At 52.7% G+C, this 21,008-nt stretch carries 29 protein-coding genes; 6 read left to right on the top strand and 23 right to left on the bottom strand.

All coding sequences use genetic code 11. The features are described 5' to 3' along the window. The first annotated feature begins 297 nt into the window (after positions 1-297). The gene (locus tag KOE80_RS04670; protein ID WP_226348498.1) at positions 298-486 is read left to right on the top strand and encodes a hypothetical protein; all 189 of its coding nucleotides are present in this window, start codon (positions 298-300) and stop codon (positions 484-486) included. A 13-nt stretch (positions 487-499) separates the two neighbouring features. Here the strand turns inward: KOE80_RS04670 and KOE80_RS04665 are convergent, their stop codons facing one another. The 23 genes from KOE80_RS04665 to KOE80_RS04555 all read right to left on the bottom strand — a co-directional run bounded on the left by KOE80_RS04665 (position 500) and on the right by KOE80_RS04555 (position 16,302). After that, the gene (locus tag KOE80_RS04665; protein WP_226348497.1) at positions 500-1,438 is read right to left on the bottom strand and encodes a TrfA; all 939 of its coding nucleotides are present in this window, start codon (positions 1,436-1,438) and stop codon (positions 500-502) included. Positions 1,439-1,572: 134 nt separating this feature from the next. Next, positions 1,573-1,839, bottom strand: coding sequence for a hypothetical protein (locus tag KOE80_RS04660; RefSeq protein ID WP_226348496.1), 267 nt, complete (start codon positions 1,837-1,839; stop codon positions 1,573-1,575). Positions 1,840-1,859: 20 nt separating this feature from the next. Continuing rightward, a complete protein-coding gene (gene virB11, locus KOE80_RS04655; RefSeq protein ID WP_226348495.1) occupies positions 1,860-2,861 on the bottom strand; it encodes a P-type DNA transfer ATPase VirB11 in 1,002 nt (333 codons plus the stop codon). A gap of 25 nt (positions 2,862-2,886) precedes the next feature. Next, on the bottom strand, positions 2,887-3,987 hold the full coding sequence (virB10, locus tag KOE80_RS04650; RefSeq protein WP_226348494.1) for a type IV secretion system protein VirB10: 1,101 nt from the start codon (positions 3,985-3,987) through the stop codon (positions 2,887-2,889). Continuing rightward, positions 3,984-5,105, bottom strand: a complete 1,122-nt coding sequence (locus KOE80_RS04645; RefSeq protein ID WP_226348493.1) for a TrbG/VirB9 family P-type conjugative transfer protein — start codon at positions 5,103-5,105, stop codon at positions 3,984-3,986. The genes virB10 and KOE80_RS04645 overlap by 4 nt, the downstream gene beginning before the upstream one ends. Positions 5,106-5,124: 19 nt before the next feature. After that, on the bottom strand, positions 5,125-5,811 hold the full coding sequence (locus tag KOE80_RS04640) for a virB8 family protein (RefSeq protein WP_226348492.1): 687 nt from the start codon (positions 5,809-5,811) through the stop codon (positions 5,125-5,127). Further along, positions 5,804-5,953 carry a conjugal transfer protein gene (locus KOE80_RS04635; protein ID WP_226348491.1) on the bottom strand — a complete coding sequence of 50 codons (150 nt, stop codon included), beginning with the start codon at positions 5,951-5,953 and terminating at the stop codon, positions 5,804-5,806. The genes KOE80_RS04640 and KOE80_RS04635 overlap by 8 nt, the downstream gene beginning before the upstream one ends. Positions 5,954-6,047: 94 nt before the next feature. Continuing rightward, positions 6,048-6,989: a type IV secretion system protein gene (locus tag KOE80_RS04630; RefSeq protein WP_226348490.1), complete on the bottom strand. Its 942-nt coding sequence runs from the start codon at positions 6,987-6,989 to the stop codon at positions 6,048-6,050. A gap of 8 nt (positions 6,990-6,997) precedes the next feature. Continuing rightward, on the bottom strand, positions 6,998-7,684 hold the full coding sequence (locus KOE80_RS04625) for a type IV secretion system protein (RefSeq protein WP_226348489.1): 687 nt from the start codon (positions 7,682-7,684) through the stop codon (positions 6,998-7,000). Positions 7,685-7,786: 102 nt separating this feature from the next. Further along, positions 7,787-8,158: a hypothetical protein gene (locus tag KOE80_RS04620; RefSeq protein ID WP_226348488.1), complete on the bottom strand. Its 372-nt coding sequence runs from the start codon at positions 8,156-8,158 to the stop codon at positions 7,787-7,789. Between the two features lie 93 nt (positions 8,159-8,251). Beyond that, positions 8,252-8,791 (bottom strand): hypothetical protein, encoded by a 540-nt coding sequence (locus KOE80_RS04615; protein WP_226348487.1) that lies wholly within the window; start codon positions 8,789-8,791, stop codon positions 8,252-8,254. Between the two features lie 45 nt (positions 8,792-8,836). Continuing rightward, on the bottom strand, positions 8,837-9,364 hold the full coding sequence (locus KOE80_RS04610; protein ID WP_226348486.1) for a hypothetical protein: 528 nt from the start codon (positions 9,362-9,364) through the stop codon (positions 8,837-8,839). Between the two features lie 14 nt (positions 9,365-9,378). Beyond that, positions 9,379-9,543 (bottom strand): hypothetical protein, encoded by a 165-nt coding sequence (locus KOE80_RS04605; RefSeq protein ID WP_226348485.1) that lies wholly within the window; start codon positions 9,541-9,543, stop codon positions 9,379-9,381. A gap of 76 nt (positions 9,544-9,619) precedes the next feature. After that, positions 9,620-9,784: a hypothetical protein gene (locus KOE80_RS04600; RefSeq protein WP_226348484.1), complete on the bottom strand. Its 165-nt coding sequence runs from the start codon at positions 9,782-9,784 to the stop codon at positions 9,620-9,622. 37 nt (positions 9,785-9,821) lie between these two features. After that, a complete protein-coding gene (locus tag KOE80_RS04595; protein WP_226348483.1) occupies positions 9,822-9,983 on the bottom strand; it encodes a hypothetical protein in 162 nt (53 codons plus the stop codon). A 77-nt stretch (positions 9,984-10,060) separates the two neighbouring features. Continuing rightward, positions 10,061-12,532, bottom strand: a complete 2,472-nt coding sequence (locus tag KOE80_RS04590) for a VirB4 family type IV secretion/conjugal transfer ATPase (RefSeq protein WP_226348482.1) — start codon at positions 12,530-12,532, stop codon at positions 10,061-10,063. Positions 12,533-12,543: 11 nt separating this feature from the next. Continuing rightward, positions 12,544-12,903, bottom strand: a complete 360-nt coding sequence (locus tag KOE80_RS04585) for a type IV secretion system protein VirB3 (protein ID WP_226348481.1) — start codon at positions 12,901-12,903, stop codon at positions 12,544-12,546. A gap of 2 nt (positions 12,904-12,905) precedes the next feature. Next, entirely contained in the window at positions 12,906-13,226 is a 321-nt protein-coding gene (locus KOE80_RS04580) for a conjugal transfer protein (protein ID WP_226348480.1), read from the bottom strand. Positions 13,227-13,806: 580 nt separating this feature from the next. After that, complete coding sequence (locus tag KOE80_RS04575) at positions 13,807-14,619, bottom strand: lytic transglycosylase domain-containing protein (RefSeq protein ID WP_226348479.1); 813 nt, start codon at positions 14,617-14,619, stop codon at positions 13,807-13,809. Positions 14,620-14,628: 9 nt separating this feature from the next. Continuing rightward, complete coding sequence (locus KOE80_RS04570; RefSeq protein WP_226348478.1) at positions 14,629-15,306, bottom strand: TrbM/KikA/MpfK family conjugal transfer protein; 678 nt, start codon at positions 15,304-15,306, stop codon at positions 14,629-14,631. A 91-nt stretch (positions 15,307-15,397) separates the two neighbouring features. Beyond that, positions 15,398-15,733 carry an H-NS histone family protein gene (locus tag KOE80_RS04565; RefSeq protein ID WP_226348477.1) on the bottom strand — a complete coding sequence of 112 codons (336 nt, stop codon included), beginning with the start codon at positions 15,731-15,733 and terminating at the stop codon, positions 15,398-15,400. Between the two features lie 27 nt (positions 15,734-15,760). Then, complete coding sequence (locus tag KOE80_RS04560) at positions 15,761-15,985, bottom strand: hypothetical protein (RefSeq protein WP_226348476.1); 225 nt, start codon at positions 15,983-15,985, stop codon at positions 15,761-15,763. A 2-nt stretch (positions 15,986-15,987) separates the two neighbouring features. After that, positions 15,988-16,302 carry a plasmid mobilization protein gene (locus KOE80_RS04555; protein WP_226348475.1) on the bottom strand — a complete coding sequence of 105 codons (315 nt, stop codon included), beginning with the start codon at positions 16,300-16,302 and terminating at the stop codon, positions 15,988-15,990. Positions 16,303-16,478: 176 nt separating this feature from the next. Between KOE80_RS04555 and KOE80_RS04550 the strand changes: the two genes are divergently transcribed. The 5 genes from KOE80_RS04550 (at position 16,479) to KOE80_RS04530 (ending at position 20,971) form a co-directional block, all read left to right on the top strand. Beyond that, a complete protein-coding gene (locus tag KOE80_RS04550; protein ID WP_226348474.1) occupies positions 16,479-16,922 on the top strand; it encodes a tyrosine-type recombinase/integrase in 444 nt (147 codons plus the stop codon). Between the two features lie 476 nt (positions 16,923-17,398). Next, entirely contained in the window at positions 17,399-18,286 is an 888-nt protein-coding gene (locus KOE80_RS04545; protein WP_226348473.1) for a LysR family transcriptional regulator, read from the top strand. Between the two features lie 134 nt (positions 18,287-18,420). Next, positions 18,421-19,413, top strand: a complete 993-nt coding sequence (locus KOE80_RS04540; RefSeq protein WP_226348472.1) for a threonine/serine dehydratase — start codon at positions 18,421-18,423, stop codon at positions 19,411-19,413. A 15-nt stretch (positions 19,414-19,428) separates the two neighbouring features. Further along, the gene (locus tag KOE80_RS04535) at positions 19,429-20,496 is read left to right on the top strand and encodes a DUF4392 domain-containing protein (protein ID WP_226348471.1); all 1,068 of its coding nucleotides are present in this window, start codon (positions 19,429-19,431) and stop codon (positions 20,494-20,496) included. Positions 20,497-20,506: 10 nt separating this feature from the next. Then, entirely contained in the window at positions 20,507-20,971 is a 465-nt protein-coding gene (locus KOE80_RS04530) for a RidA family protein (protein WP_226348470.1), read from the top strand. Positions 20,972-21,008 lie beyond the last annotated feature (37 nt).

Genomic DNA, 21,008 nt, shown 5'->3' with positions numbered 1-21,008 from the left:
TGGACAGGGAACCCGGCAGGGGTTCCGCGGCCAAGGGGTACATCCATCCCCGCCCGTTAGGGTGGGGACCAATGTTCTTTGGGGGTCTACCTTTCCCCCACGCGATTAGCGTGGGGGACTGACGTGATACGAACCTCGATTACAGCGTCAGGCGTTGCATGCAGAGAAAGTGGGCAGCAGATAAATGTTTCTGAAATGTAACTTTCTTTGAGTGCAGCAATGGAGTTATCCACAGCCCTATATGGTAGAAAGAAGGTAGAAAGAAGGTAGAGGTGTAACAGAGGCTCTGAAACCCGCGTGGATAAAGGCTTTCAGAAATGTAACCGCGATGCTATTACGATAAAGCGCGATGCTATTACGATAAAGCGCGACGCTATTACGATGGAGCGCGATGCTATTACGATGCTGGAAATGGGTTATCCACAGGCCCAGCTTAGCGAAAAAGTGACCAGCAAGCGCGATGCTATTACGATGTTAGGGGGCTAATTAAGATTGGCTTTTAGGCTGATTGAGGCTCATCGCTGACTCGATTCCAAACAGCTTGTTCCACCCCGCGTCGACTTGTTTCGATGCGAGGCGAGAGGATTAGACCGAGTTCTGCCAGCTCATTAATCGCTCGTTCCAGCGCCGGTTTGAAGTCACGCATCCGGCCTGCGTATTGGGCGCGTTCTTTGAGGATTTGCAGGCTGTAGCGCTGTTCAGCATCCTTTGACGTGCCGATCAAGCGCTGTAGGCTTTTGGACAGCGCATAGCGCATGTTTAACCGAGTATTCCAATCGATCAAGGTAAATTCACGGTTGCCAAAAATCTGCGTCCATCGTGGATCCACGTACAGCGTATATTCATTGAGCTCATCGTCATAATCAAAGCCACCTAGCATGGCCAGAACTCGGCTGGAAGGATGGTTGCCGAAGCTGTATTTCAAGCTACCATTTGTCCTCGTTGCCTCGATCGATAGCGTAAATCTGGCCAGATCTTTCATGGCATTATGCAGCCACTGATAGCTGGCTCCACTCGTATTTCGACCAAGTGCTCGTAAAAAATCGGCTCGATTGACGACAGGCCGTTGGCCAGATGGACAAGTCATCTGCAAGTACATGGCATGCATCCATACATCGGCATGGTCTTCGCACAGTTGCTTGCCGGAGCCTTTGATAACAACTCGCTCGTTGCGTAGGAACACAGCATCATCGTGCATCTTGCGATGGCCACGTGCAATTGGTGCGAAGACACTGCTACGAGCGATGTAGTTAGGCATCGCTCGTATATTTTCGCTAATGCCTGGTAGGAAAATGCGTTTGAAAGCAGGTTTGTTTGTCTGTTGGTACTTGAGAGATTCCTGTGAATGTTGTATCGCTGTTCGCGTGCTGGCTGTTTTGGCCAAACGGCTCAGAGCATCGCTTAATCGGTTGGCAGAGTGTTGGGTTGGCGAAGGCATGGCAATCCAAATAGCGTAGGCACAGGGCCGCTGCCGCTTGGATGCGCGCCCCTGTGCCGTTCAATAAAAAAACCGCTTCATGCACATACGGCGTGCGTAGCGGTTAATCGTTGCAGAGGGGCTGGTACAGACGTTCAGCGATAAACTGAAAGTTCGTTACCCAGTTTGAGACTACGACGCGGTTGAAGACCAGGCAGTCCGTGTTCTTCAAAGAATTCGCGACGGGCACGCAACCATTGTTTGTATCGCCAACCGGAGCGCTCATCCCAGGGATAGTTGGCATCAATGTCCGAGGCGATTTGCTCCAGATTCTTGCCTTCGGCTCGGCCGTCGTTATAGACCTCGGCCATTAAGTTATAGGAATAGATGGCGAAGCCGACACCTTCATAGGGTTCGACCATGGTGTTCTCCTTTTATGGGGTTAAAGGCCAGGGCGACGATTGCGCGGATCAAAGAACACTTCCTGGAGTTCGAAGTTTTTGTAGAACGCCACGACGTTAATTGTGTTGCGCAAAGACATCCGGATTGTCTCCAGATCGAGCTGGCCGCCCGTAGGCGATTGTTTGATCAAGGCGATCACTCGATCAATGGTTTCCAGTGAACTGTTTGAGTGAATCGTTGTGACTGAACCTGGATGACCAGTGTTTAAAGCTGTCATGTATTCCCAGGCCTCTGAGCCTCGTAGCTCGGCCAGGAAGATACGATCCGGTGACAAACGCATGCAGGCTTCTACGCACTCCGTTGCTGATACACGCCCTTGCCCTTTGCCATAAAACAGGTTCACCACGTTACGGTGGTTGGGTAACAGCAACTCATGCACGTCTTCGATCGTAATCAAACGCTCATTGACCGGAACCCGTTCAATCAGTGATCGTGCAAACGTGGTTTTGCCTGAGTTGGTGGGCCCGGCCACAATGATGTTGTAGCGGGCTTGAACGGCTTCGTGCAGAAACTGAGTGAATTTACGCTGCTGTTTTAGCTCTAGCAGATGCTGATCAATGGGCGTGAGCCCTTGCTCATCGAGTAAGTCCAAACTGTCACGAACGTTATCAAACGCGCCATCCGCTTCGAGCTCCTCCAGTGTTTTTACGAGCCGTGTGTGCTTGCGAATATTGATAATGAACGTGCCGTCTGGGCAGGCTGGGGACTGCACGACTTGTCCCCGTTCTCCATCGGGTAAGCGCACCACCATGATCGGCGTTAAATCCAGGCCGTTATAGACGGCCAAGCTCAATACCAATCCTTTCAAGTTTGACAGCGTGAGCGCAGGGCAAGGATGTTCATGCCAGGTTCCACGTTGACGCACAAAGACAAACTCGGGCCGCACAATCGCCAGCTCGGTGATTGTGGAGTCGTTCAAGAATGGCTCCAGCGGTCGCAGCTCTGCTCGTGTGGCAAATCCTGGATCGATGAGTTCGTTCATCGTGTGGGGCGTGTCGTTCGTCGCCCTATCGGATGTAAGTAGGTTTGAGGTCATAGACTTTACTGAAATCCAGATCACGGGCGACCATGATGCCGACACGTTCGCCCTGGTTTTTATAAAGAGTCGGTGGGATATCCAAGGAGTGCTCCAGGATCTTGGCCACCACTTCCTGGCCACCTTCTCGGGTGTTGTCGAATCGGATGTTTCCATCACCCCGGCTTCCCTGGTTGGAAGCCCAATCACCTAGGTCACCGAGCAGACTTAACAAAATGGCATTGCCCAGTCGATCCCAAAAGTGGTGGTCAATGGCGCCATCAACCCCAGCTTCGCCCAGTGAGCCGGTTCCAGGTGAGCCCAGATTAAGAATGACGCCGTTGGGGGTTTCCAGACGGTGCCAAGTTACAAAAGCGCGTGGCTGACCTTGAACAATCCCACCGCTTTGATAGCCAACAAATTTGGTACCGGCATCGATCAGTACGACTTTGCCATTGGCGCTCATCACATCACGGGTGGCATTGCAGGTGAGCATGCCAGCCTGGGCGGTCACCAGTCGGGTCTGCATGACACAATCGATCATCGTGCCTTGCGTGATCAGGAAGTTGCGGTTCCCGAGCTGACCGGCCACTGACGGTGCCAGCTCAAGCGGACGCAACTGATTGGCCAAGGGACCTGCATCGTTATTGACCGCGACAGAGGTCGCGTTTTGTTGGCTTGTCTGCTGTCCTTCGTTGCTTTGCGCCCGTAAGGGGCTACGCAAACGTCGAGCGTCAACGCCATTGATTACCTTGGGCAAGATGGGGATAGTCAGATCGCCCAGAGGCTCCCTGGGCAGAGTTTGGTCAGGTAGGGTGGGCTCAGTAGTGGGGGCTGGAGTTTGCAGCGCTTTGAGTTCAGGCAACCGAAGTGAATTGCTGATGCCACTGACGGTGGAATCCTTTCCGTCATCTGGGGTTTCCTCACTGCTCGCCAGCCAGCGCCAGGCCACCAAGCTGATGATGCCAATGGCGATAAGAACACATAGCCACAGAAAGCCTTTCGCTCCAGGCGGTAGTGGGCGACGTGCACCGCTAAACTCATTAGGCCCGCGGTCCTCAACGCTGTTGGCGTTTTTGTCGGTGCTGCTCATTTCAAATGCTCCTTCGTGGTGAAGGTGTGAGTAGAAGCCCCCTGCTGTGATTGCCAGGCCGGTGCGGCACTGTCAATCACCAGGACGTTGTCAGGTTGAATCGTTGTTTTGGCCTGAAAGGGCAAGCCCGACTCATCAAGAGGCTGGACCAACGGTAAGGGGCCCGGACTAAATTGCATCCAGGTCTGGCCGTCCTGCACCTTGAGCTGACGAGGTGTCAACTCATTGGCTTGTGGGCTTGCTGTTGGCGCAACGCGATAGGTGGTCGCTGGCGCAGTAAGCACCACGGCCGGTGGTGGCAAGCTGGCCGGTTCGACGCCATGGACAACGCGTTTGACCGACGGTGAGACGGTGCCGGTATACGGTGTAGGTGGTGTCTGGCCAAATGCGGCGTTATGGATGGCTACCACCCGGTTTCCTAACCGGATATGCCAACGCTTGCTGGTTCGATGCAAGACCATCGTTCGGTGGTCTGCCATGTGATAGTTCGTCAGGACTTCCTGACCATCCTCGGCCACCCGGTACACGGCCGGGATCTCAGCAGCGGGCGCAAATTGCAGCCAGGTCTGCTGCCCATCATCCCAGGCATGAGCAGGCGCCAGATCCAGATCGCCGCTTTTTGTGTAGGCTTGCCAGTTTATTGGCTGGCCAGCTTGGGCAAAGGCGCTTTGAACATACTGTTGACGCGCCTGTTGGCGCGTCTGTACGGCGTCGCTGTCCGGATAGCGCATGACCAGTTTGTAGAGCGTGCGGTTGGTTGCACGGTCGTTGTGATACGTGATGCGAAAGGTGTAATTGCGTCGATCAGTGATGAGGATCAGATTGCCGTCGGCTTGCTCCATCATCGGTTTGAAAAAGACGTAATTATCGTGAGCGGTGAAGTCATAGGCTTCACTGTCACCGAAGACGTGGAACTGATACTGCTCTCCTTTCTCAAGCTCAATCATGGTTGCGACGCCAATCACCGTATCGAGCTGGATGACGTTTGCAGGGTCGTAGCTGGCGTATCGCACGCGGTGATCGGAGGCAGAGCGTTTGGGTTCATTCAGGGCAGCAGCAGGCGTGACGACCGCGCACGCCAAGGCCACCGCCAATGCCGCTTGGGCAAATCGGTTCATGGGAACTCCTTCTTGCGGTTTAACGTGAGAGATCGGCGGCCAGGTCGTAATGGTTAACCTGGAATCCGAGGGGATTGCGACGCGCGACGGATTCTTCCAGCGGCACGTTGATGTACTCGTAGGAAATTGTGGCGATCATGTGCTGTTCGCGCTCAATGCGACCCGAGGCGATTTCGCGCTGCGTCGTCGTGAAACGGACAGTAGCCGTATGGTTGTCACCTCGAAGGATCGAATGTACTTTTACATCCAGGTTCGACAGTTGACCCAACCGCTCTGTTGGAGCGTTAGCCCCTTCGTATCGTTTGCCATACAGAGCCTGGATGGGTGGTGAAGATAGCAAAGCGCAGGTATCAAACTGCTCTTGAATTGAGTACCAGTTGTACCCCTCGCAACTACGCACATAGAGATTGAGAAAGTACCTGTCGACCCGATCACCATAGGTATCGAGTGGATCTCCTAAGCGGCTGACATGCTCAATCGAGCCTGTGGCATCGTTGACACGTACCACATACATTTCAGGTGGTTGCTTCAACGGCGTTAGCCCTGCTACGGCCAGTACACTGGCCAGTGCCAGCACGCCCATAAACAGGCAGACTCGCCATGCCAGACGGCGACTGGAGACCAATTCATGGGTCAGGTCACGCTCCAAGCCACGGTTTTTTTCCAGTTCCTGGGCGACATTGATAGTTTCCAGGTGCTTACTCATGAATAACTCCAGATGCTTGCAACGGGGCGGTTGCGTTGACAGGGACTTGGGGTGAGTCAGCCGGTTGAGGAGGTTCAGGCGGGGTAAAGGCGCAACCGGCCAACACGATGGCCAAGGCCATCGTGATGAGAGAGACTTTCATGGGAAAACGACTCCTGGCCCACTTACGACGTAACGTAGAGGGCTGAATAAAAGATGAGGAAGGATTTCAGACGAGCTGTAGAGCCGATGAAGAGTTATCGACCGAGAAGTTTGCGAACAAGGTGGCCGGCACGTAGTGCGCTCATGGCTCCCCGACTGGCGCTACCAACACCGAATTGAGCGCCAAAACCACCCGACAAGCCTTGGGCAATTCCCGGGATCATGATCATGACAAAGATACTGGCTATAGCAACAAGGAGTTGAGCAATGACAAGCGGAATAATGTCAACCTTACCCCCTGTAATAAGGTCTGCCATCTTTTCAACGTAGGAAATATTGATTTGGATGAGAACTGCAAAGAGTAAGCCTGCTAATAGCGCCAAGAAAACAAAGTTCAATGCTTGAGAAACCCAACTGTTGAACATGCCCTCCGTACGATCAAAGGCTAGTGCAGATATAAAGATTGGTCCTGTGGCTACCACCAAGGCCATACCGACTTTAACGACGATCATTAAAATGGCAATAACAGCACCAACAATCATTGCATTGAAGTGGATGCCGAACTTCATGACACGAACCAAAATGTCTTTAGTACTTGGTAAAAGGCCGGTATCTATCTTATTAGTGGAATCTGCAGCATTTTGTGCGCTTTGTCGGAGTTGATCAATTTCTTGGGCGACGGTTGTTTTACCAGAAACAACAGCTACCATATCGTCAGGTAATGAAATCATGACATTAGCGATATGGGTTTGATAAAAACCTCCCGCAGTCGCTACGCTCGCAATAAGCGCAATCCGAAGATACTTCCAAACCAGTTCAGTAACGGTCATGTTTCCATAGCCGCGCATAATAGCCATGGTGTAGAACAAAAACTGAATGGTTAATCCAATAATAATGACAGGAGCCAGCGCTTGGGCGAGTTGTTCAATTGGCTTTGCAACAGCAGAATTTAATACCATATCCACTTGTTGCATTAACCATTCGCCAATCCTGTCAGCATCTTCTGGTTTGGTTATCTGAGAGGAGTTAAAGGCCATGACAACTCCTAGTTATTAGTCGTTGGAGTTTTCCCGAACCATCCTTCATAAACAACATCGGCTCGTTTTCGAAGGAGTTCACGTTCCGCTGCAAACTGTTGATTGGCCAACTCAATCCGTGTTTGATCTGCTTGAATATTGGCTTGCTCAACGGCAATACGCGCTTGAAGCTCGGCAATTTCTTTAGGGTTTGTCGTTTGGTTGATTTGTGCCTGCAAGCCATCAATTGTTTCCAGGCGCTTTGTCATCGCGTTATAGGCTTGTTCTGACATAGCCCGTTGTGTCGCTGCCAAGCGAATGCTTTTGTCTCGGAGTGCTTCTGGGTCTCGTGAGAAGTCGACTGGGGCATTCACATCAGCTGTAATGTTTTGAACAGCGCCAGAAAGAGCCGCATTTTGCCCATCTAGCCTATCTATCAGTGTAGCTGCATCGGTTGGTAGTGAAGCACGAATAGCTTGCTGCACGGACGGATTATTCAAGACATAACCAAAGCCAGAGGACTGGGTTAGAGCATTCAGTTGTGCCCGAGTTTGATCTAGTTGTGCTCGTGCCGTTTCCAATTGATCAAGCAAAGCGTTCAGTTGTGGGATTGAATTCACGTCCAACGTGGGAATACCACCAGCTGCGTGGGCGACAGGTATGGTCAAGCATGCGGCCAGCATAGCGCTGACAACACGCGCACGAATGCGTGTCATGATATGACTCCTAGAATTTATGGGGAAGTGTGCAGAAATGCACAAGAAAGATAGCAGCCGAATAGGCTGCGTTCTAAGATGAAGCGAGATCGGAAAAAAGTATTATTCAGACGTCAATGTTTTGTATTCTTCTTCACTAATTTTTTTAAAAGACTTATAGCGTTTGTCTGATTCATTCAAGGTTTTTGTTTGCTTGTCATAGTTAAATTGCCATTTGCCCGAGACTGTCATAACACCGTTTTCTCTTGCTTTAGCGGGGAAATTATATTTCTCATATCCGCCAAAAAGAAAGTCATGTTGTCTTACTAGAAAAACTAGATCAGGACCATCTTCTGTGATGTGAAGTGTTGCCGGTCTATCATCTGTTTGCTCAAGCCAGTATCCAACGAATGGGGCGTTGAGGTTGTCCTGGCATCCCGCAAGCAAGGTGAGACTAGCGGCTCCTAGAGCACATAGGAAATAACGCCGATTCATGGAAGGCTCCTTGTAAAGTAGGTGAGGTTAGGTTAGGTAATACCAGGGTCATGATAAGCAAAACTTCACCATGGTGCGACGTTCGGCACTGGTTTATTCAGGGAATTGAACAGCGGCTGAGAGATGAGAACGAATTTTCGGATACTTGGTAACGAAGTCGTTTAAATCTTGCAATGTGAGTTCTTCAAGAAATTTATTGCCGGGTTCCGGAAGATTGTGAAGGGCGTCTGCTAGATCAGTTGCAGGAGCTGATCCACCAGGTATGCGACCATCAAGCAGACCACGAATAATTGTGAATCCAACCTTGGCCAAAGCATGGGCGTCAAATCGCGTTGGCCGAACACCATGAAACTTGGCCGTACCGTCGCTGAGCGCAGTTTTCACAGCGGCGGCTGCACTAACTGGTTTAATCGCGTTCAGATCGAATAGCGAAGATTCGATAAGAGTTGCCATCTCGTGAGCTTCGTCCCCAGACATTTTAGAGGAGCTTTTAAGATCACTAAGGGCGGCTTGAATCGCCTTATCACCGCAGTAGGTCAACACGAAACCATGAAGACGAAAATAGCGCAACCGACACATCGTTAGGATCATGCTTGGTTGACCTGGCGGTAAATCGAATGAGGATTTGTTCATTTGCTTCCTTTGGTCAAGCTAGCCATTTTGCTCATTGGTAGGTAGTCATGAGTTGCGGGTGTTGTACTTCAGCAGGTACACCAGGGCATCCAGGTTGCCAGCATCAGCAGCCCGTTTAATGTAGATCTCTCCCTTTTCACGGACATGCTCGCTGGATAATGACTGACTCAAGGGAAGGTAGTCAGTGACGTCTTTGGATTCCAGTAGCAGTATTCCCGCCAGAAACATGGCGGTTGGATCTCCTGCTTGTGCCTGTGATTCCAATAAATCGGGATACTCCTTCCAATAGTGCATGGCCAACCAGGTGCCAGCGGTTGTATTGCCGTTTTGCATGGCCGCTTCCATCGCAGGCTTCATCTGATCGTTGGCAGTCGTTCCCAACCACTGGTTTACCAATGCAGGGGCTGTCGCCCATGCCACTGCGATTGCACCGACTAAAATGCAAAACTGTTTAAGTTTTTTTCGTACCACAGGATCAGGATTGATGAGAATCGCAGTCCTGTCGGGCCATTGGATTGACGCGGCGGCCTGAATACGCTGCTGTCGGATTAACTTCGCTTCGGCATTACGCATAGTGTTCCCCTTCGTTAATCGCTAGATAGGAGTTTCTGCATCTCTTCGTCATCATCAAACCAACCGTTTCCATTAAGCCCGATTGCATCTTCAAGCAACAAGCAAACCTCGAATGCTGCTTTTTCTGAGTTGCCGCTTGCCGCCGTAATTACTTGCTCAATTTTTTTTCGCAACACCATTTTTCATTCTCCTACAGATATCGGGACAATCCCCGCGCAAGCGCTCTGCCTCGCAAAGCGCTTGCTGCTGGTGCTGTCAGTCTTCATCTTTGTCCCGGTGTGCGTGCTTTAAACCGAAATAGATGATGACAATGATCAACACCACGAAAGCCAGTAGTAGCGGCCAGGAAAGGCCCACCAAAAATTCACGCCATCCACCATGCCTGAAAAACATATCGAATGGCCCAGTTACTAAATTCATATCGTTTCCTTGGAGTGCCTGTGTTCTTAATGGGCGTTTAACGGTGATAAAAAATACTAGTGGCAATGCAGACAAGGGCAGCTGGTACAGAACTTTCGACAACCGCGATCAGGGCTGCTCCTACACCAAGGCCAACCGCAAAATATTTAATAAAATGATCAATCTGCGCTGCTTCTTTATCGCTTTCTTTTGGGTTCACAATTTCATCTCTTTCAAAGGGCGTGACGATCCCCGCCCAAGCACCCTGCTGGGCAGGGGCTTGGTGCAGGTGCCGCGTTATTGATTGATAAGTTCGGCCTTTTTCTGCACCGCCTGTTCGTCTTCTCGGGCTTGTTTGACCCGTTGAACATACAGGGGCAGCCAATCCGTTGGGTCATCACCGACTTCGGCAATGGCCTGTCGTGCGATAACGGCCATATCTGGACTGCCTGAGAATACGAGCAAGGCCTCTTTACATGCTGACAGATCCAGCTCTGCAACGGTCACGCTTGAGCCTTGCTTGATGACGAACTGACGACTTTTTTCACCGAGCTGCTTTACGAGCTCAAATTCCTGAGCGGTTAAGCCAAAATCCTTCATGTAGGTTTCTCGTTTGGCTCGTAGGTTAGGTAAAAAAATCAGGGTTCCCGACTGCTGGATAATCGTGGAACCAATGGGATTCTTGGCAATCTGTTCTGGCTCTTGAGTCGAGAAACACAAAATGCCATTCTTCTTACGGATCGTGAGACATTGATCCTCCATATCCATTTGGAAATGCTCGTCTTTTAACGGGTGTTGACACTCATCGATGAGGTTGATGACGCGTCTCCCATCATGCAAGGCTTGGCTACGATGACGTAGGTACATAGTCACCGCTCCACGTGCATACTCGTCATCAAGAATTTCCGTCAAGTCGAAGCCGAAAATCGGATTGTGTCCGGGCGGCGCTTCCAAGTTCAAGCGATCCGATGGGTTATCAAATACCCAGCCATATTCATTACCTCGACACCAAGCTTGCAATCGTTCACTGACTGAGGGACGCCCCTGTTCCCCATCTTTTTTGGCGGGGTCAGTCAGGTACTGGCAAAGCAGAGTAACTCCCCGATATTGCACGTCAATATTGTCACGACACATTTGTTCGATCGCATTGGCAATCTGTTTTGCGTCTGGGGTCGTGACCGTTTCGCCACGCAACCCAGCCAAATGCGTCACCAATCGACGCATAAACGCCTTATTTCTGGGTGTGGCTTCTTGTTGGAAAGGATTCCAACCGGTAGGAATCCCCAGGCGTAGCGTGAAGTATTGTCCTCGCAAGGCCAGTGTCAGAACGTGCAACCCTTCGTCTTTATCGAGAATCAGGGCGGTGGCACCGAATTTTTGTGCCTGGGTTAGCAGCATGGCTTGCAGAACGGTTTTACCTGAGCCTATGTAGCCAATAATAAGGGTGTTGCCCGGCAGGCGATCCCCTCTGGAGTCCACCTCTTCCAAGGAAGAGTGGTAGTTAAAGAAATAGGGATCACCCGTGACCGAACGCAACATCGTCACGGCTGGCCCCCAGGGGTTACCTGTTGCTTTGCCGGAGAGCTGGTTATGGAAACTGTTGTAGCAAAGAAAATTCTCACTCGTAATCGCTTCGGGGCGGGGTCGCCAACTCCAGTTGCAAGGCAACTGCGACCAGAAACCGGCTTCGAGTGCTTTCTCAAGAGGTTTGATGGTTAGCCCTCGGTCAGCCATCTTGGCCACCATATTGGACATCGAGCGACGCAGCCCAGCAGGTTCGTCTCCCCAGACCAGTATCGTTGCGTGATGATCTCCTAAACCGAGCTCGCCAGTTTCCAGCTTTTCAATGAGATCCTTCAATTGTTTAAGCTGACGAGGCGCATCGTCATTGGAGTCACGCATCAGCTTCGAGTGTTTTTTGACCAGTTTCTTGGCTGCTGCGCCGGTATAGCTGCCCCATGATTGTGTGATGATGAATTCGTGGGGGCTGGACAGAATGGGGTCCAGGTGTCCAGGACGTAATTGCCCTGGGCTGCGAAACAACTCCAACATGCCAAATTTGCGCGTTCTGTCGAGCGTACGCAGTTCACCGAGCTCACCGTATCGTGAAAATATGGGGCGGGCACTAGGTAGGCTATCCCACATGTAGCCATCGGTCACAGGTACTGGCAGGCGTTGACCAGTGAGCAAGAAGGCTAGAAATTCACCAGGTTCACTAAACGCAAAGCCGTTACGGTCAACGATTTTTAGCACTTCGGCATCGTATCGATGAAGTCCAGCCATCAACGCTCGGATGGCGCTTTGCAGGTCCTCAATGGACTCTTCCTGCCAGGCTTGCAATCGCTCTGCATCAGCCTTCTCCAATGAGGCGACCGTTCCCAACAACGCATCTTGCACCGGGTGAATCGAGATAGTTAGAAACAGTTCATTAATCTTGAGGCCTCGTTTGTTGAACGTGGCCCGGTATTGATCATCGAACTGTTGAGCAAAGGGTTGCGGGAATGTGCTGTCTGGATACTCACTCACATGACGACCAACAATGTGGGTGTACAAGCCCAATTTGCCCAGCGGTAAGCCTCGTATGACGTTATGCAAGGCTTCAACCCAGTCATATTGCTCTTCCAGGCTGGCGGCCATGGCAGAGCGGCCGCTGACTTTGATGATAGCCAAGTATTCATTGTTCTTGGCCTTGATGATTTCATCCGTGACGTGATGAGAATAGGGCACATAGTGCGAGACCGGACGCTCCTTCAAAGTCAGGGCGCTCATGAGGGACTCCTTTATTGTTTACGCCAGGGACGGCGTGATGAATAGGACGTGGGTGCGTAGCTGGAGCCATTCCAGAACTTTTTATTTCGGTTCTTGAACCGTGTTTTCAGTTCCAACCCCCAGATCTGGAAGGCCTTGTCATCCGATTTTGTGATGGCCGCGAACAGGGGAATTAAGATGAAAAGAGCAACCCACATGTAAAGACCAATGAACATGGCTGAGATGGCCACACCGGCTAAAGTGCCAAGAAAAATCATGGTGGGAACACCCATGAAAGTGGCTTTGCGGCTCAGCCCATTGAAGACGGGATAGTGATATGGCCTCAATTCAATTGCGCTGCCATCCTCGTCTTGATCAGTGTCCTTTGCCATGGCTACTTCCAGAACAAGACAACCATCTCAGCCACCGACCCGGCTCCAAGAACGCCAATGCCCCAACGGACCGCGTCGTCTTTTCGCATAATTTCAGCGGCATACAGTACCCAGATGACCAGGCCGATAACCACGCAGGCAATCGGCAGAATGATGTACAGGTTGTCGCGGAAGGTTTCCAACGATGTTCGAGCTTTTGTAAGCCCGCCTACCGCTTGAGCGTGTGCGACACCCGTAGTGAGCATCGCCAGAACAGCCGTTTGATAGAGATGGCGAACAAGACGGTGTTGTGCCATACGAGCCAGGTATTGCTTAATGAACATGCATAACTCCTGTGCCAAGTGTCATTTGACATTGGCATTGATGGTTGAGGTAAAGAGAAGGAAAGGTGCCCGAATGGGCGAGAAGAGATCTAAAACGGCACTCGTTATCGCGATGCCTGTTGATTAAGTGCTTGGGCTAACAGCACACCGTGCGACGCTGTTTTTCCTGACCCCATGCGTCCAATAATGAGCAAGTTTCCGGGAACTGGATCACCTTTGGCGTTCATTGCTGGCAACGGTCGGTGGTAAGGGTTGGAAAGGTAGGGATGGGCGGGATTGATAGGCATACGTACTCCTGCCTCTGACGTCTGGTGACGTAAGGCATTGTGGTGGTTAAGAAGAAAAAATGAGCCCGAATGGGCTGAAAGTTAGGCCCCTATTGGCCGCGGAACCCCTGCCGGGTTCCCTGTCCAGTCCTCCCAAGGTCGGACTGCGGGCTCGACCCTTCCCCGTGGGCTTTGCCCCCCCACGCCCGTCGCCGGGCGCGGCTCCCCCTGCGCTGCAGTGCCGCGCTTCTGTCTACAGTGGAAAAAGCAGGCTGGGGCAGGGTTCGATTTGATTACACGCTGACAGAGAGGCGTCACACAGGAGGCGACTCAGCGGTGACGATAACGGGCGCGGTGTTTTGCTCGTTGGCAGACTTGCTCGTACCGTCCCGTCGAGGTTTAAAGCCGTCGGAGATGCGGCGCTTAGCAAAGCCGTCTAGGGAGCCTGGGCGTTCAGGTGGAGGCGGAGGCGATTCAAGGGTGACGGTAACTGGCGCTACGTCTGGCTCGTTAGCAGGCGTGGCCGTATCGTCCTCTGAGGTTTTGAACCCGTCAGTAAGGCGATGCTGTGTAAACCCATCTGGGATACCTGTGCGCTGAGTTTGACGTGTTGACGATTTGGCCGTGCTCATCATGGGTTCATCATCCATGGCTTTAATGGCGGGTACTTTGATTCCTGCTTGTGCCAGGACTTTCCCGACATATCCATTGCTGAAGCCTCGCTCGAAATTGCCTGTGTTGTAGCAGGACAGGGCTGAACGTAACGCGCGTTGCTCATCGCTGGATTGCCGCAAGGCTCGCTCATAACAGTCCGTCAGAACTGTTTGAGCAGCTTGCAGATTCGTGCAGGGGTCAAAGACCGTTTCTGTCGTCAATCCAAGCCAAGCCCAGTTCCGCACATTGATTTGGCCAAGCCCGGCATCAAAATCAATGCCACGCTCAATGAGATCGTTGGCAATCTGTGCTGCTTGCTCGTAGTCAGTTGGTTGTTTCTCCAGCCGTTTGCCTTTATTGATACCGATCGCATACACCTGGTCCGTTGATTCATGTCGTACCAGGGCTGATAACGTTGTTTCATGAATATTGGGCGCGCATGTGGCGGCCAGAAGAGCGATTTCTGCTAGCACGGCTCTCTCTCAATGGTTGTTCCCAGTGCCTGCGGAGTTGTCGATATTGCGACGAGGATCTTCAAACGAGTAGTGCCAATTACTGGCCCAACTACCCGTATGTTCAGCATCCCATTTTGATTGGGCTGATACGTAGCTTCTGGCTGGAACCCAATAGCCCCCACGGTTTGGATCACCGACATACTTAATGCTCAAATCGTATGTCCATTCATGGTCGTTGTAGACAACGCAGTAGCTAGGCAACTTTGTTAGGGTGACTGTCTTGATGAGCGAAATATCGCGAATTGCCGGAATGCCCAAATAGTTCGAGCCGACTACACGGTACCGATAGAGATCCTTCCCATAGGCCGCATTGAGATAGTCGGCATCACATTTGCCGGCGCCACGAGAAATGGCGTCCATGCGGGCTGACATACCCGGTGAAGTGCCAATGGGACACATTCCCAGAAAAAAGCGTCGTGCGTCTACTGTGGCTTCCCAGTCGAGCATTCCTTTGGCGTATTTGCGGATGTCAAAGTAGTGATTGAGGGAGGCGGCACATTCGCCTGGTTGCAGGCTGCTGGATAAACACAGCACTGCTTCGCAGGCTAAGGCTGGCAGCCCGGTCATGACTTCAGAGGATTGGGCATACGAAGGGGACACGCAGGCCAAAGCCAGCGCGCCCAATGCAATGGGGAGCTGTTTCATGTTTACTCCGGAGTGAATAAAAGGCTATGGCGCAGGGGCCGTTGAACTACATGAAGGGAGAAAGAGAGGCACTACAACAAAGATGTGAGGTTTACTGCTGTTCGGCTTCTTGATCGGTGACTCGGTAAATATCGCGAGATTGACCTGCCGTGTCGGCTGCTTTGATCCAGCCAGGTGCTCGACCTCGACCCGTCCACGTAGACCCATCGGGATGTCGATACTTGATTTCTGCGGAGGATTGAGGGGCGTTTTGACGGCTATTAAGAGCCCGTTCAATATCACCCAGATCGATGTCGTTGCTCCGTATCATCTTGATGATGTCAGCAATAATTTTCGCTTTCTGATGTCGCGAAATTTGTGCTGCTTTACGTTTCAAACGGCTGATTTCTTTTTGGATCGACGCGATGTTCTCAAGATTGGTGGTCATTGTTTCCTCTATTTGGGGTTGCAAGTCTTAGCGGTTCAGCCATTTCCAGACGGTTGAACAAAATTTGAAAACGAAAGCAATAAGCAGGAGCCAGAAGAAAATGTGCGCTCCAAAAGCTACTACTCGGAGAACCCAATGTTCCTCTGACTCAGGGATGGCGTTCCAGGCGGAGATGACGATAAGCGTCGACAAAATGCCAAGAAAGAATGCTCGACGCACAGGCTTGCGATTCTCTTTGACTGTTGGGTCCATTGTTAAATCTCCATGTTTGTGGGTAGGTATCCTAGGCCCGACATGTGTTGATGTACTTGTCGAACCTGTTCTGGTTTAAGCGTAGATCTAAGCAGCAGTAAGGTCTCCAGCTCAATGGCTCGGGATTTCTGTTCAAGCAGCTGTTCCACCGCATATCTCAATGCCATGAGTTCTGCTTGATAGGTTTGAGCATCAGCAAACAATCTGCGTGCATACTCTGATGGTGAAAGTCCCGCCAATGCTGCTGCTTCATTAAGCTGCTGGCGTTGCGATGGCGTTATGCGCAGGCGCAGCAATTCCGACAGTGGTTCTGCCATGAGAATTCCTTGATTCAAAATAGGTGGTGGGGAGTTCGAAAGACAGGCTTAAGACATGACTCGTCGGAAGATGGGCTTTAATCGGAAAAAGTTAGGGGGTTCGAATCCCCCTCTGTCCGCCAAGAATTAGTCTACATCAGTGGATAACCGTATAAAAACCCGCATGTTTAAACGCATTGCGGGTTTTTTGTGTCTACAGCCATAGACGGTATCCGGGTAGGTATTGGCGCTATGACTATCGGTTTAGTGAGAAGCGCAAAACCATGTCCTACGGCGTTTATCCCATCATGATGTTATCGGCGGCACGGGAAGCCTATATAGCCGCTAAACGAGAGTTGGGCGAGGGGCGCGACCCTATGGCAGCTCGTAAGGCCGAAAAGCAGGCTGACACCATGACGGTTAAGGCGGTGGCTGAACAATGGTTTAAGCACAGGAAGCCCAGCAAAACCGAGAAACACGCGAGCGAGGTCTGGAGGCGGCTGGAATTGGACATTTTACCCACCCTGGGTAATACGCCAGTCAATGATCTGACAGCGGCGCAAGTGCGTGACTGCATTAAGGCTATCGTTCCGGTACGAAACTTTATTGTTGGGGCTGGTACCGTCGGGCAATTCTCTTAACATGGCCGGGCACCAGCGGCGGAGCAGGCGGAGCTGTATCGACGGCCCCTGCAGATCAGAGATAGGCTGCCTTGGCCGAGGTCAAGATCAAAAGTCCGCCCTGCGGGGCGTGGCATTTTAAGAGTTCGCTGCCGACTTGGTTCAGTACGTCGAAGCGCTGTCGCAGCATGGAGCAAGAGCATGCTGGGAAAGTCAATTGGCCGCTAGTTACTCTCCGCCTATGAAAGGTTCGGTCTTATGTCAATCTGCGCCTAAACTCTTCCAGCAGTTCCAGGCCTGTCCGCAGGCCTGAAGCACTGCCATATACATGATGATCGGGCCGCACCACCGCTATGCAGCGGTCTTGCGCCAGAACCCAGGGTCGTATTGCTGTCTTTATGGTGACGCCGTCGTCGTGGGGGCTCGTTCGCATGACGTACTTACGGTGGCTTTGCGAGTACTATGCACTTTACTTTCTATATCGCTTTGGACTCTCCATGGTTAATCTGCGAAGCCTTGAAATCTTTTATTGGGCCGCGCAACTGAACAGTTTTTCTCGGGCGGCCGAGAAGCTCAATACGACACAGCCAACGATTTCCCAGCGTATTGCCGGCCTGGAAGATCAGTTTGGCACTCAGTTGATGAACCGTAGCTCCAAGCCGATTTCGCTGACTCCAAGCGGGCGGGCCTTGTTGGTACATGCCGAGCTGATCTTGCGACAAGTGGCCAAGCTGGAGCAGGAGTTCGATCTATCCATGCAGGCTCCGCGCACGATCCGGCTGGGTGTTTCGGAGACGATCGTACATACCTGGCTGGCGCGGTTTCTGGGCGAAACCCACCGTTGTTTTCCCAATATTGATTTTGATATTACGGTTGATGTCACGCCATCGATCATGTCTGGCTTGCGAGACGGTGAGATTGATATCGGTTTGATGTTGGGGCCTGCGACGATCGATGGGATGGCATGTCTGCACTTGGTGGATTATTCTTTGCGGTTTTATGCCGCGCCTGGCGTCATCCAGGGCAATCGCCTGACGGTTGACGAGCTCAAGCGCTTGCCGATCATCACCTTCCCACGCCAGACGTATCCCTATAGTCATCTGCGCGAGAAGCTGTTCAGTCTCACCGGCCAGACACCGCGTATTTTCACCAATAGTTCTCAGGCGACCATCGAGAGAATGGCGGCGGACGCAATTGGTGTGGCGCTATTTGCCGAGGGTGCTTTGTCACCCTCGTCGGCGAATGCTCTGGTGGCTGTCGAAAGCGACTTGGAGCTGCCCCCTATGAGCTTCTACGCCTTCTATATGTTGGGTGTGGGCAGCGAAATATTGGAAAGCCTGGTGGGCATCGCGCGCAAGGTGGCAGCCGCATCCAGCGCACCCTGAGATCGTGTAGTCGAGTCGCTGTTGATGCGACATGGCATTCATTTTTCTAATGCAATTGGATTCGTAATCATAATTTTACTTTAACTTGGGTCTAGGTAAAACTTTGTCATGTCCCTGACATGAGGAGTTGATAGATGAGGCCTGACTATTTCGAGCCGGATGCCCGGCTGATTGCCCAAGCACGCGAGCGGATCGCGGCGCATGTAGTACACACCCCTTTGCTGGAGTCCCCTGTCCTGAATCGTCAGTTAGGGGCGCGGATTCTGATCAAGCCAGAGAATCTGCAGCGTGCAGGATCGTTCAAGTTCCGTGGTGCGCTGAACCGCGCATTGCAATTGACGCCGGAGCAGCGAGCCGGTGGCGTGGTTGCCTGGTCCTCGGGTAATCACGGCTTGGCTTTGTCTTACGTGGCTCGGGAACTGGGGATCAAGGCGACGATCCTGATGCCGCAGGAAGCGCCTAAAACCAAGATTGACGGTGTGCGCGCCAATGGCGCTATTGTCAGGCTTTATGACAAGACGAAAGAGGTTCGTGAAGAGATCGGTGCGCAGATTGCCGCTGAGACAGGCGCGGTGATTGTGCCGCCGTATGACGACCCCTATGTCATGACTGGCCAGGCGACCCTGGGTGCGGAACTGGCCGAGCAGGCGGCGCAAGTGGGAGCGAGTCTGGATGCCGCCTTGTTTTCGTGTTCCGGCGGCGGTCTGGTGGCGGGCGCGGCTTGTGGTGTGCACTCGCTTGTTCCGGATGTCGCGATCTATAGCGTCGAGCCTGAGCACTATGACGGGATGGTCAGATCATTGGCTGCCGGTACGCAAACAAAGGCGCCAGCCAAGGCCGCGTCGATTTGCGATGCCTTGCTGGTTGTCAAGCCGGGTGATTTAACATTTCCTGTATGCAAGCAGCATCTGGCGGGTGGATTGTCCGTCAGCGATACCGAGCTCAAAGAGGCTATTCGCTTTGCCTATCGCGAATTGAAGTTGGTGATTGAGCCGGGCGGCGCGGCCCCACTGGCCGCGCTGCTGGCTGGCAAGATTGATGTTGTCGGCAAGACGATTGGCATTGTCCTGAGTGGGGGCAATGTCGATGCGGAGAAATTTGCCCGGTACATCACCGAAACGCATTAAGCATTGGAGAAAGGAATGTTGGATTACAAGAGTGGCAAAGGTCAGATCGTTGCGCAGACAATCGAGAATTTCATGACCTTGGATCTGACGGGTGTGGGCTTGATCGGCAAGATTTACGATGCATTGCAGTCGCGCCAGCCAGGGCCCGCCTGCATGATGGCAGCCGAGAAGATCGTGGAGCGTGTCCGCGAGCATGGTGGCCCCGTGGTCATTGCCACCGGGTTTCCTGAAGGCGCTGGCGTGCCGGAGACTGACGGTTTGATTGGTGCGGCGTTTATGGCTCGTGCGCTGTTCCTGGGGCTGGGCATCGAGACGGTGATTCTGACTGACGATGATTGGGTCGTGGCGCTGGAAGGCACGTGCCGTGGCGCAGGCCTGGCGCCGCTGCCTTTCCCGCAGGATGGTGTGATTCGTCCGGTGGAGTTCATCCGGCCCGTTTACCTGCGCAGCACACCGAAGGATGATCAGGGCTGCCGTGCGGTCACTGATGCCTTGCTTGATGTCACCAAGCCGTCGCTGGTGATCTCGATCGAGCGCCCGGGCGCCAATGATAAGGGTCTGTATCACGGCTTGGGTGGTCGTCCGCTGGATGGCATGGTGGCCGATTATGATCAGTTCTTCCGCCGTGCCCAGGCCGAGGGCGTGCCTTTCATTGCGATCGGTGATGGCGGCAATGAATTGGGTATGGGTGTTATTGCGGACGATCTCAAAACCTTTTCGCCTAAGGCCCGCGATAGCGGCCATCCCGGGCGTGGCGGCGTGGCGGCGGCGACGGCAGCGGATCTTCTGATTGTGTCAAACGTCTCGAACTGGGGCGCGACGGGGCTGGTCGCAGCGCTATCTGCTTATCTGGACAAACCCTCGATCTTCCATGACGGTGCGCTGGAGCGCCGCTGCATTGAGCAGTGCGTCTCTTTCGGTGGCGTGGATGGCATGTTTATGGGCCCCGAGCCAGCGGTAGACGGTATTTCCGCTAAAGAGTGGGAGGGCCTGGTCGATGCCTTGCGCAATACTCTTGAACGTCTTGCGGGCCGAGTCATTGGCTGGAAGGGTGATAGTGGCGATTGGCGTCAATTGAAATGAGGAGGCCATGATGGGAACGATACAACAGCGTTTGGTGGCGTTGGGGTTGGAATTGCCGCCCGTCAATCCTTCGCAAGGCAATTACCTGCCCTTCGTGCGCACGGGAAACCTTGTGTTCGTGGCGGGACAGGGTCCGCGCCGTGCCGGTGAATTGCTCTACCGTGGCACGGTGGGTGTGGACCTGAGTCTTGAAGAGGGGCAGCAGGCGGCTCGACTCTGCGCACTCAATATTCTTGCGCAGTTAAATGCGGCTTGCGATGCAAGCCTGGATCGTGTGGTGCGTATGGTCCGTTTGGCCGGGCTGGTACGTTGTGGGGCTGACTTTGGCGACCAGGCCAAGGTGCTCAATGCCGCCTCCGACTTGATCTGTCAGGTATTGGGCGATGCAGGCCCGCACGCCCGCATTGCTTCGGGTACGCACGCCTTGCCATCGGGCATGGCGGTGGAGATTGAGGCAATCGCCGAAATCTCATGAGCTTGGGCTTGCGGACGATCCGCAAGCCTCGTGGGAA

This window comes from Alcaligenes sp. 13f (assembly GCF_020496585.1).
In the GTDB taxonomy this organism is placed as follows: domain Bacteria; phylum Pseudomonadota; class Gammaproteobacteria; order Burkholderiales; family Burkholderiaceae_B; genus Alcaligenes; species Alcaligenes phenolicus.
This window is presented reverse-complemented; position numbering and strand designations above follow the sequence as displayed.

Coding starts and splice junctions, on each gene's coding strand:
- KOE80_RS04665 (WP_226348497.1), bottom strand. CDS start 1,438: ATGCCTTCGCCAACCCAACACTCTGCCAACCGATTAAGCGATGCTCTG.
- KOE80_RS04660 (WP_226348496.1), bottom strand. CDS start 1,839: ATGGTCGAACCCTATGAAGGTGTCGGCTTCGCCATCTATTCCTATAAC.
- virB11 (WP_226348495.1), bottom strand. CDS start 2,861: ATGAACGAACTCATCGATCCAGGATTTGCCACACGAGCAGAGCTGCGA.
- virB10 (WP_226348494.1), bottom strand. CDS start 3,987: ATGAGCAGCACCGACAAAAACGCCAACAGCGTTGAGGACCGCGGGCCT.
- KOE80_RS04645 (WP_226348493.1), bottom strand. CDS start 5,105: ATGAACCGATTTGCCCAAGCGGCATTGGCGGTGGCCTTGGCGTGCGCG.
- KOE80_RS04640 (WP_226348492.1), bottom strand. CDS start 5,811: ATGAGTAAGCACCTGGAAACTATCAATGTCGCCCAGGAACTGGAAAAA.
- KOE80_RS04635 (WP_226348491.1), bottom strand. CDS start 5,953: ATGAAAGTCTCTCTCATCACGATGGCCTTGGCCATCGTGTTGGCCGGT.
- KOE80_RS04630 (WP_226348490.1), bottom strand. CDS start 6,989: ATGGCCTTTAACTCCTCTCAGATAACCAAACCAGAAGATGCTGACAGG.
- KOE80_RS04625 (WP_226348489.1), bottom strand. CDS start 7,684: ATGACACGCATTCGTGCGCGTGTTGTCAGCGCTATGCTGGCCGCATGC.
- KOE80_RS04620 (WP_226348488.1), bottom strand. CDS start 8,158: ATGAATCGGCGTTATTTCCTATGTGCTCTAGGAGCCGCTAGTCTCACC.
- KOE80_RS04615 (WP_226348487.1), bottom strand. CDS start 8,791: ATGAACAAATCCTCATTCGATTTACCGCCAGGTCAACCAAGCATGATC.
- KOE80_RS04610 (WP_226348486.1), bottom strand. CDS start 9,364: ATGCGTAATGCCGAAGCGAAGTTAATCCGACAGCAGCGTATTCAGGCC.
- KOE80_RS04605 (WP_226348485.1), bottom strand. CDS start 9,543: ATGGTGTTGCGAAAAAAAATTGAGCAAGTAATTACGGCGGCAAGCGGC.
- KOE80_RS04600 (WP_226348484.1), bottom strand. CDS start 9,784: ATGAATTTAGTAACTGGGCCATTCGATATGTTTTTCAGGCATGGTGGA.
- KOE80_RS04590 (WP_226348482.1), bottom strand. CDS start 12,532: ATGAGCGCCCTGACTTTGAAGGAGCGTCCGGTCTCGCACTATGTGCCC.
- KOE80_RS04585 (WP_226348481.1), bottom strand. CDS start 12,903: ATGGCAAAGGACACTGATCAAGACGAGGATGGCAGCGCAATTGAATTG.
- KOE80_RS04580 (WP_226348480.1), bottom strand. CDS start 13,226: ATGTTCATTAAGCAATACCTGGCTCGTATGGCACAACACCGTCTTGTT.
- KOE80_RS04570 (WP_226348478.1), bottom strand. CDS start 15,306: ATGAAACAGCTCCCCATTGCATTGGGCGCGCTGGCTTTGGCCTGCGTG.
- KOE80_RS04565 (WP_226348477.1), bottom strand. CDS start 15,733: ATGACCACCAATCTTGAGAACATCGCGTCGATCCAAAAAGAAATCAGC.
- KOE80_RS04560 (WP_226348476.1), bottom strand. CDS start 15,985: ATGGACCCAACAGTCAAAGAGAATCGCAAGCCTGTGCGTCGAGCATTC.
- KOE80_RS04555 (WP_226348475.1), bottom strand. CDS start 16,302: ATGGCAGAACCACTGTCGGAATTGCTGCGCCTGCGCATAACGCCATCG.
- KOE80_RS04545 (WP_226348473.1), top strand. CDS start 17,399: ATGGTTAATCTGCGAAGCCTTGAAATCTTTTATTGGGCCGCGCAACTG.
- KOE80_RS04540 (WP_226348472.1), top strand. CDS start 18,421: ATGAGGCCTGACTATTTCGAGCCGGATGCCCGGCTGATTGCCCAAGCA.
- KOE80_RS04535 (WP_226348471.1), top strand. CDS start 19,429: ATGTTGGATTACAAGAGTGGCAAAGGTCAGATCGTTGCGCAGACAATC.
- KOE80_RS04530 (WP_226348470.1), top strand. CDS start 20,507: ATGGGAACGATACAACAGCGTTTGGTGGCGTTGGGGTTGGAATTGCCG.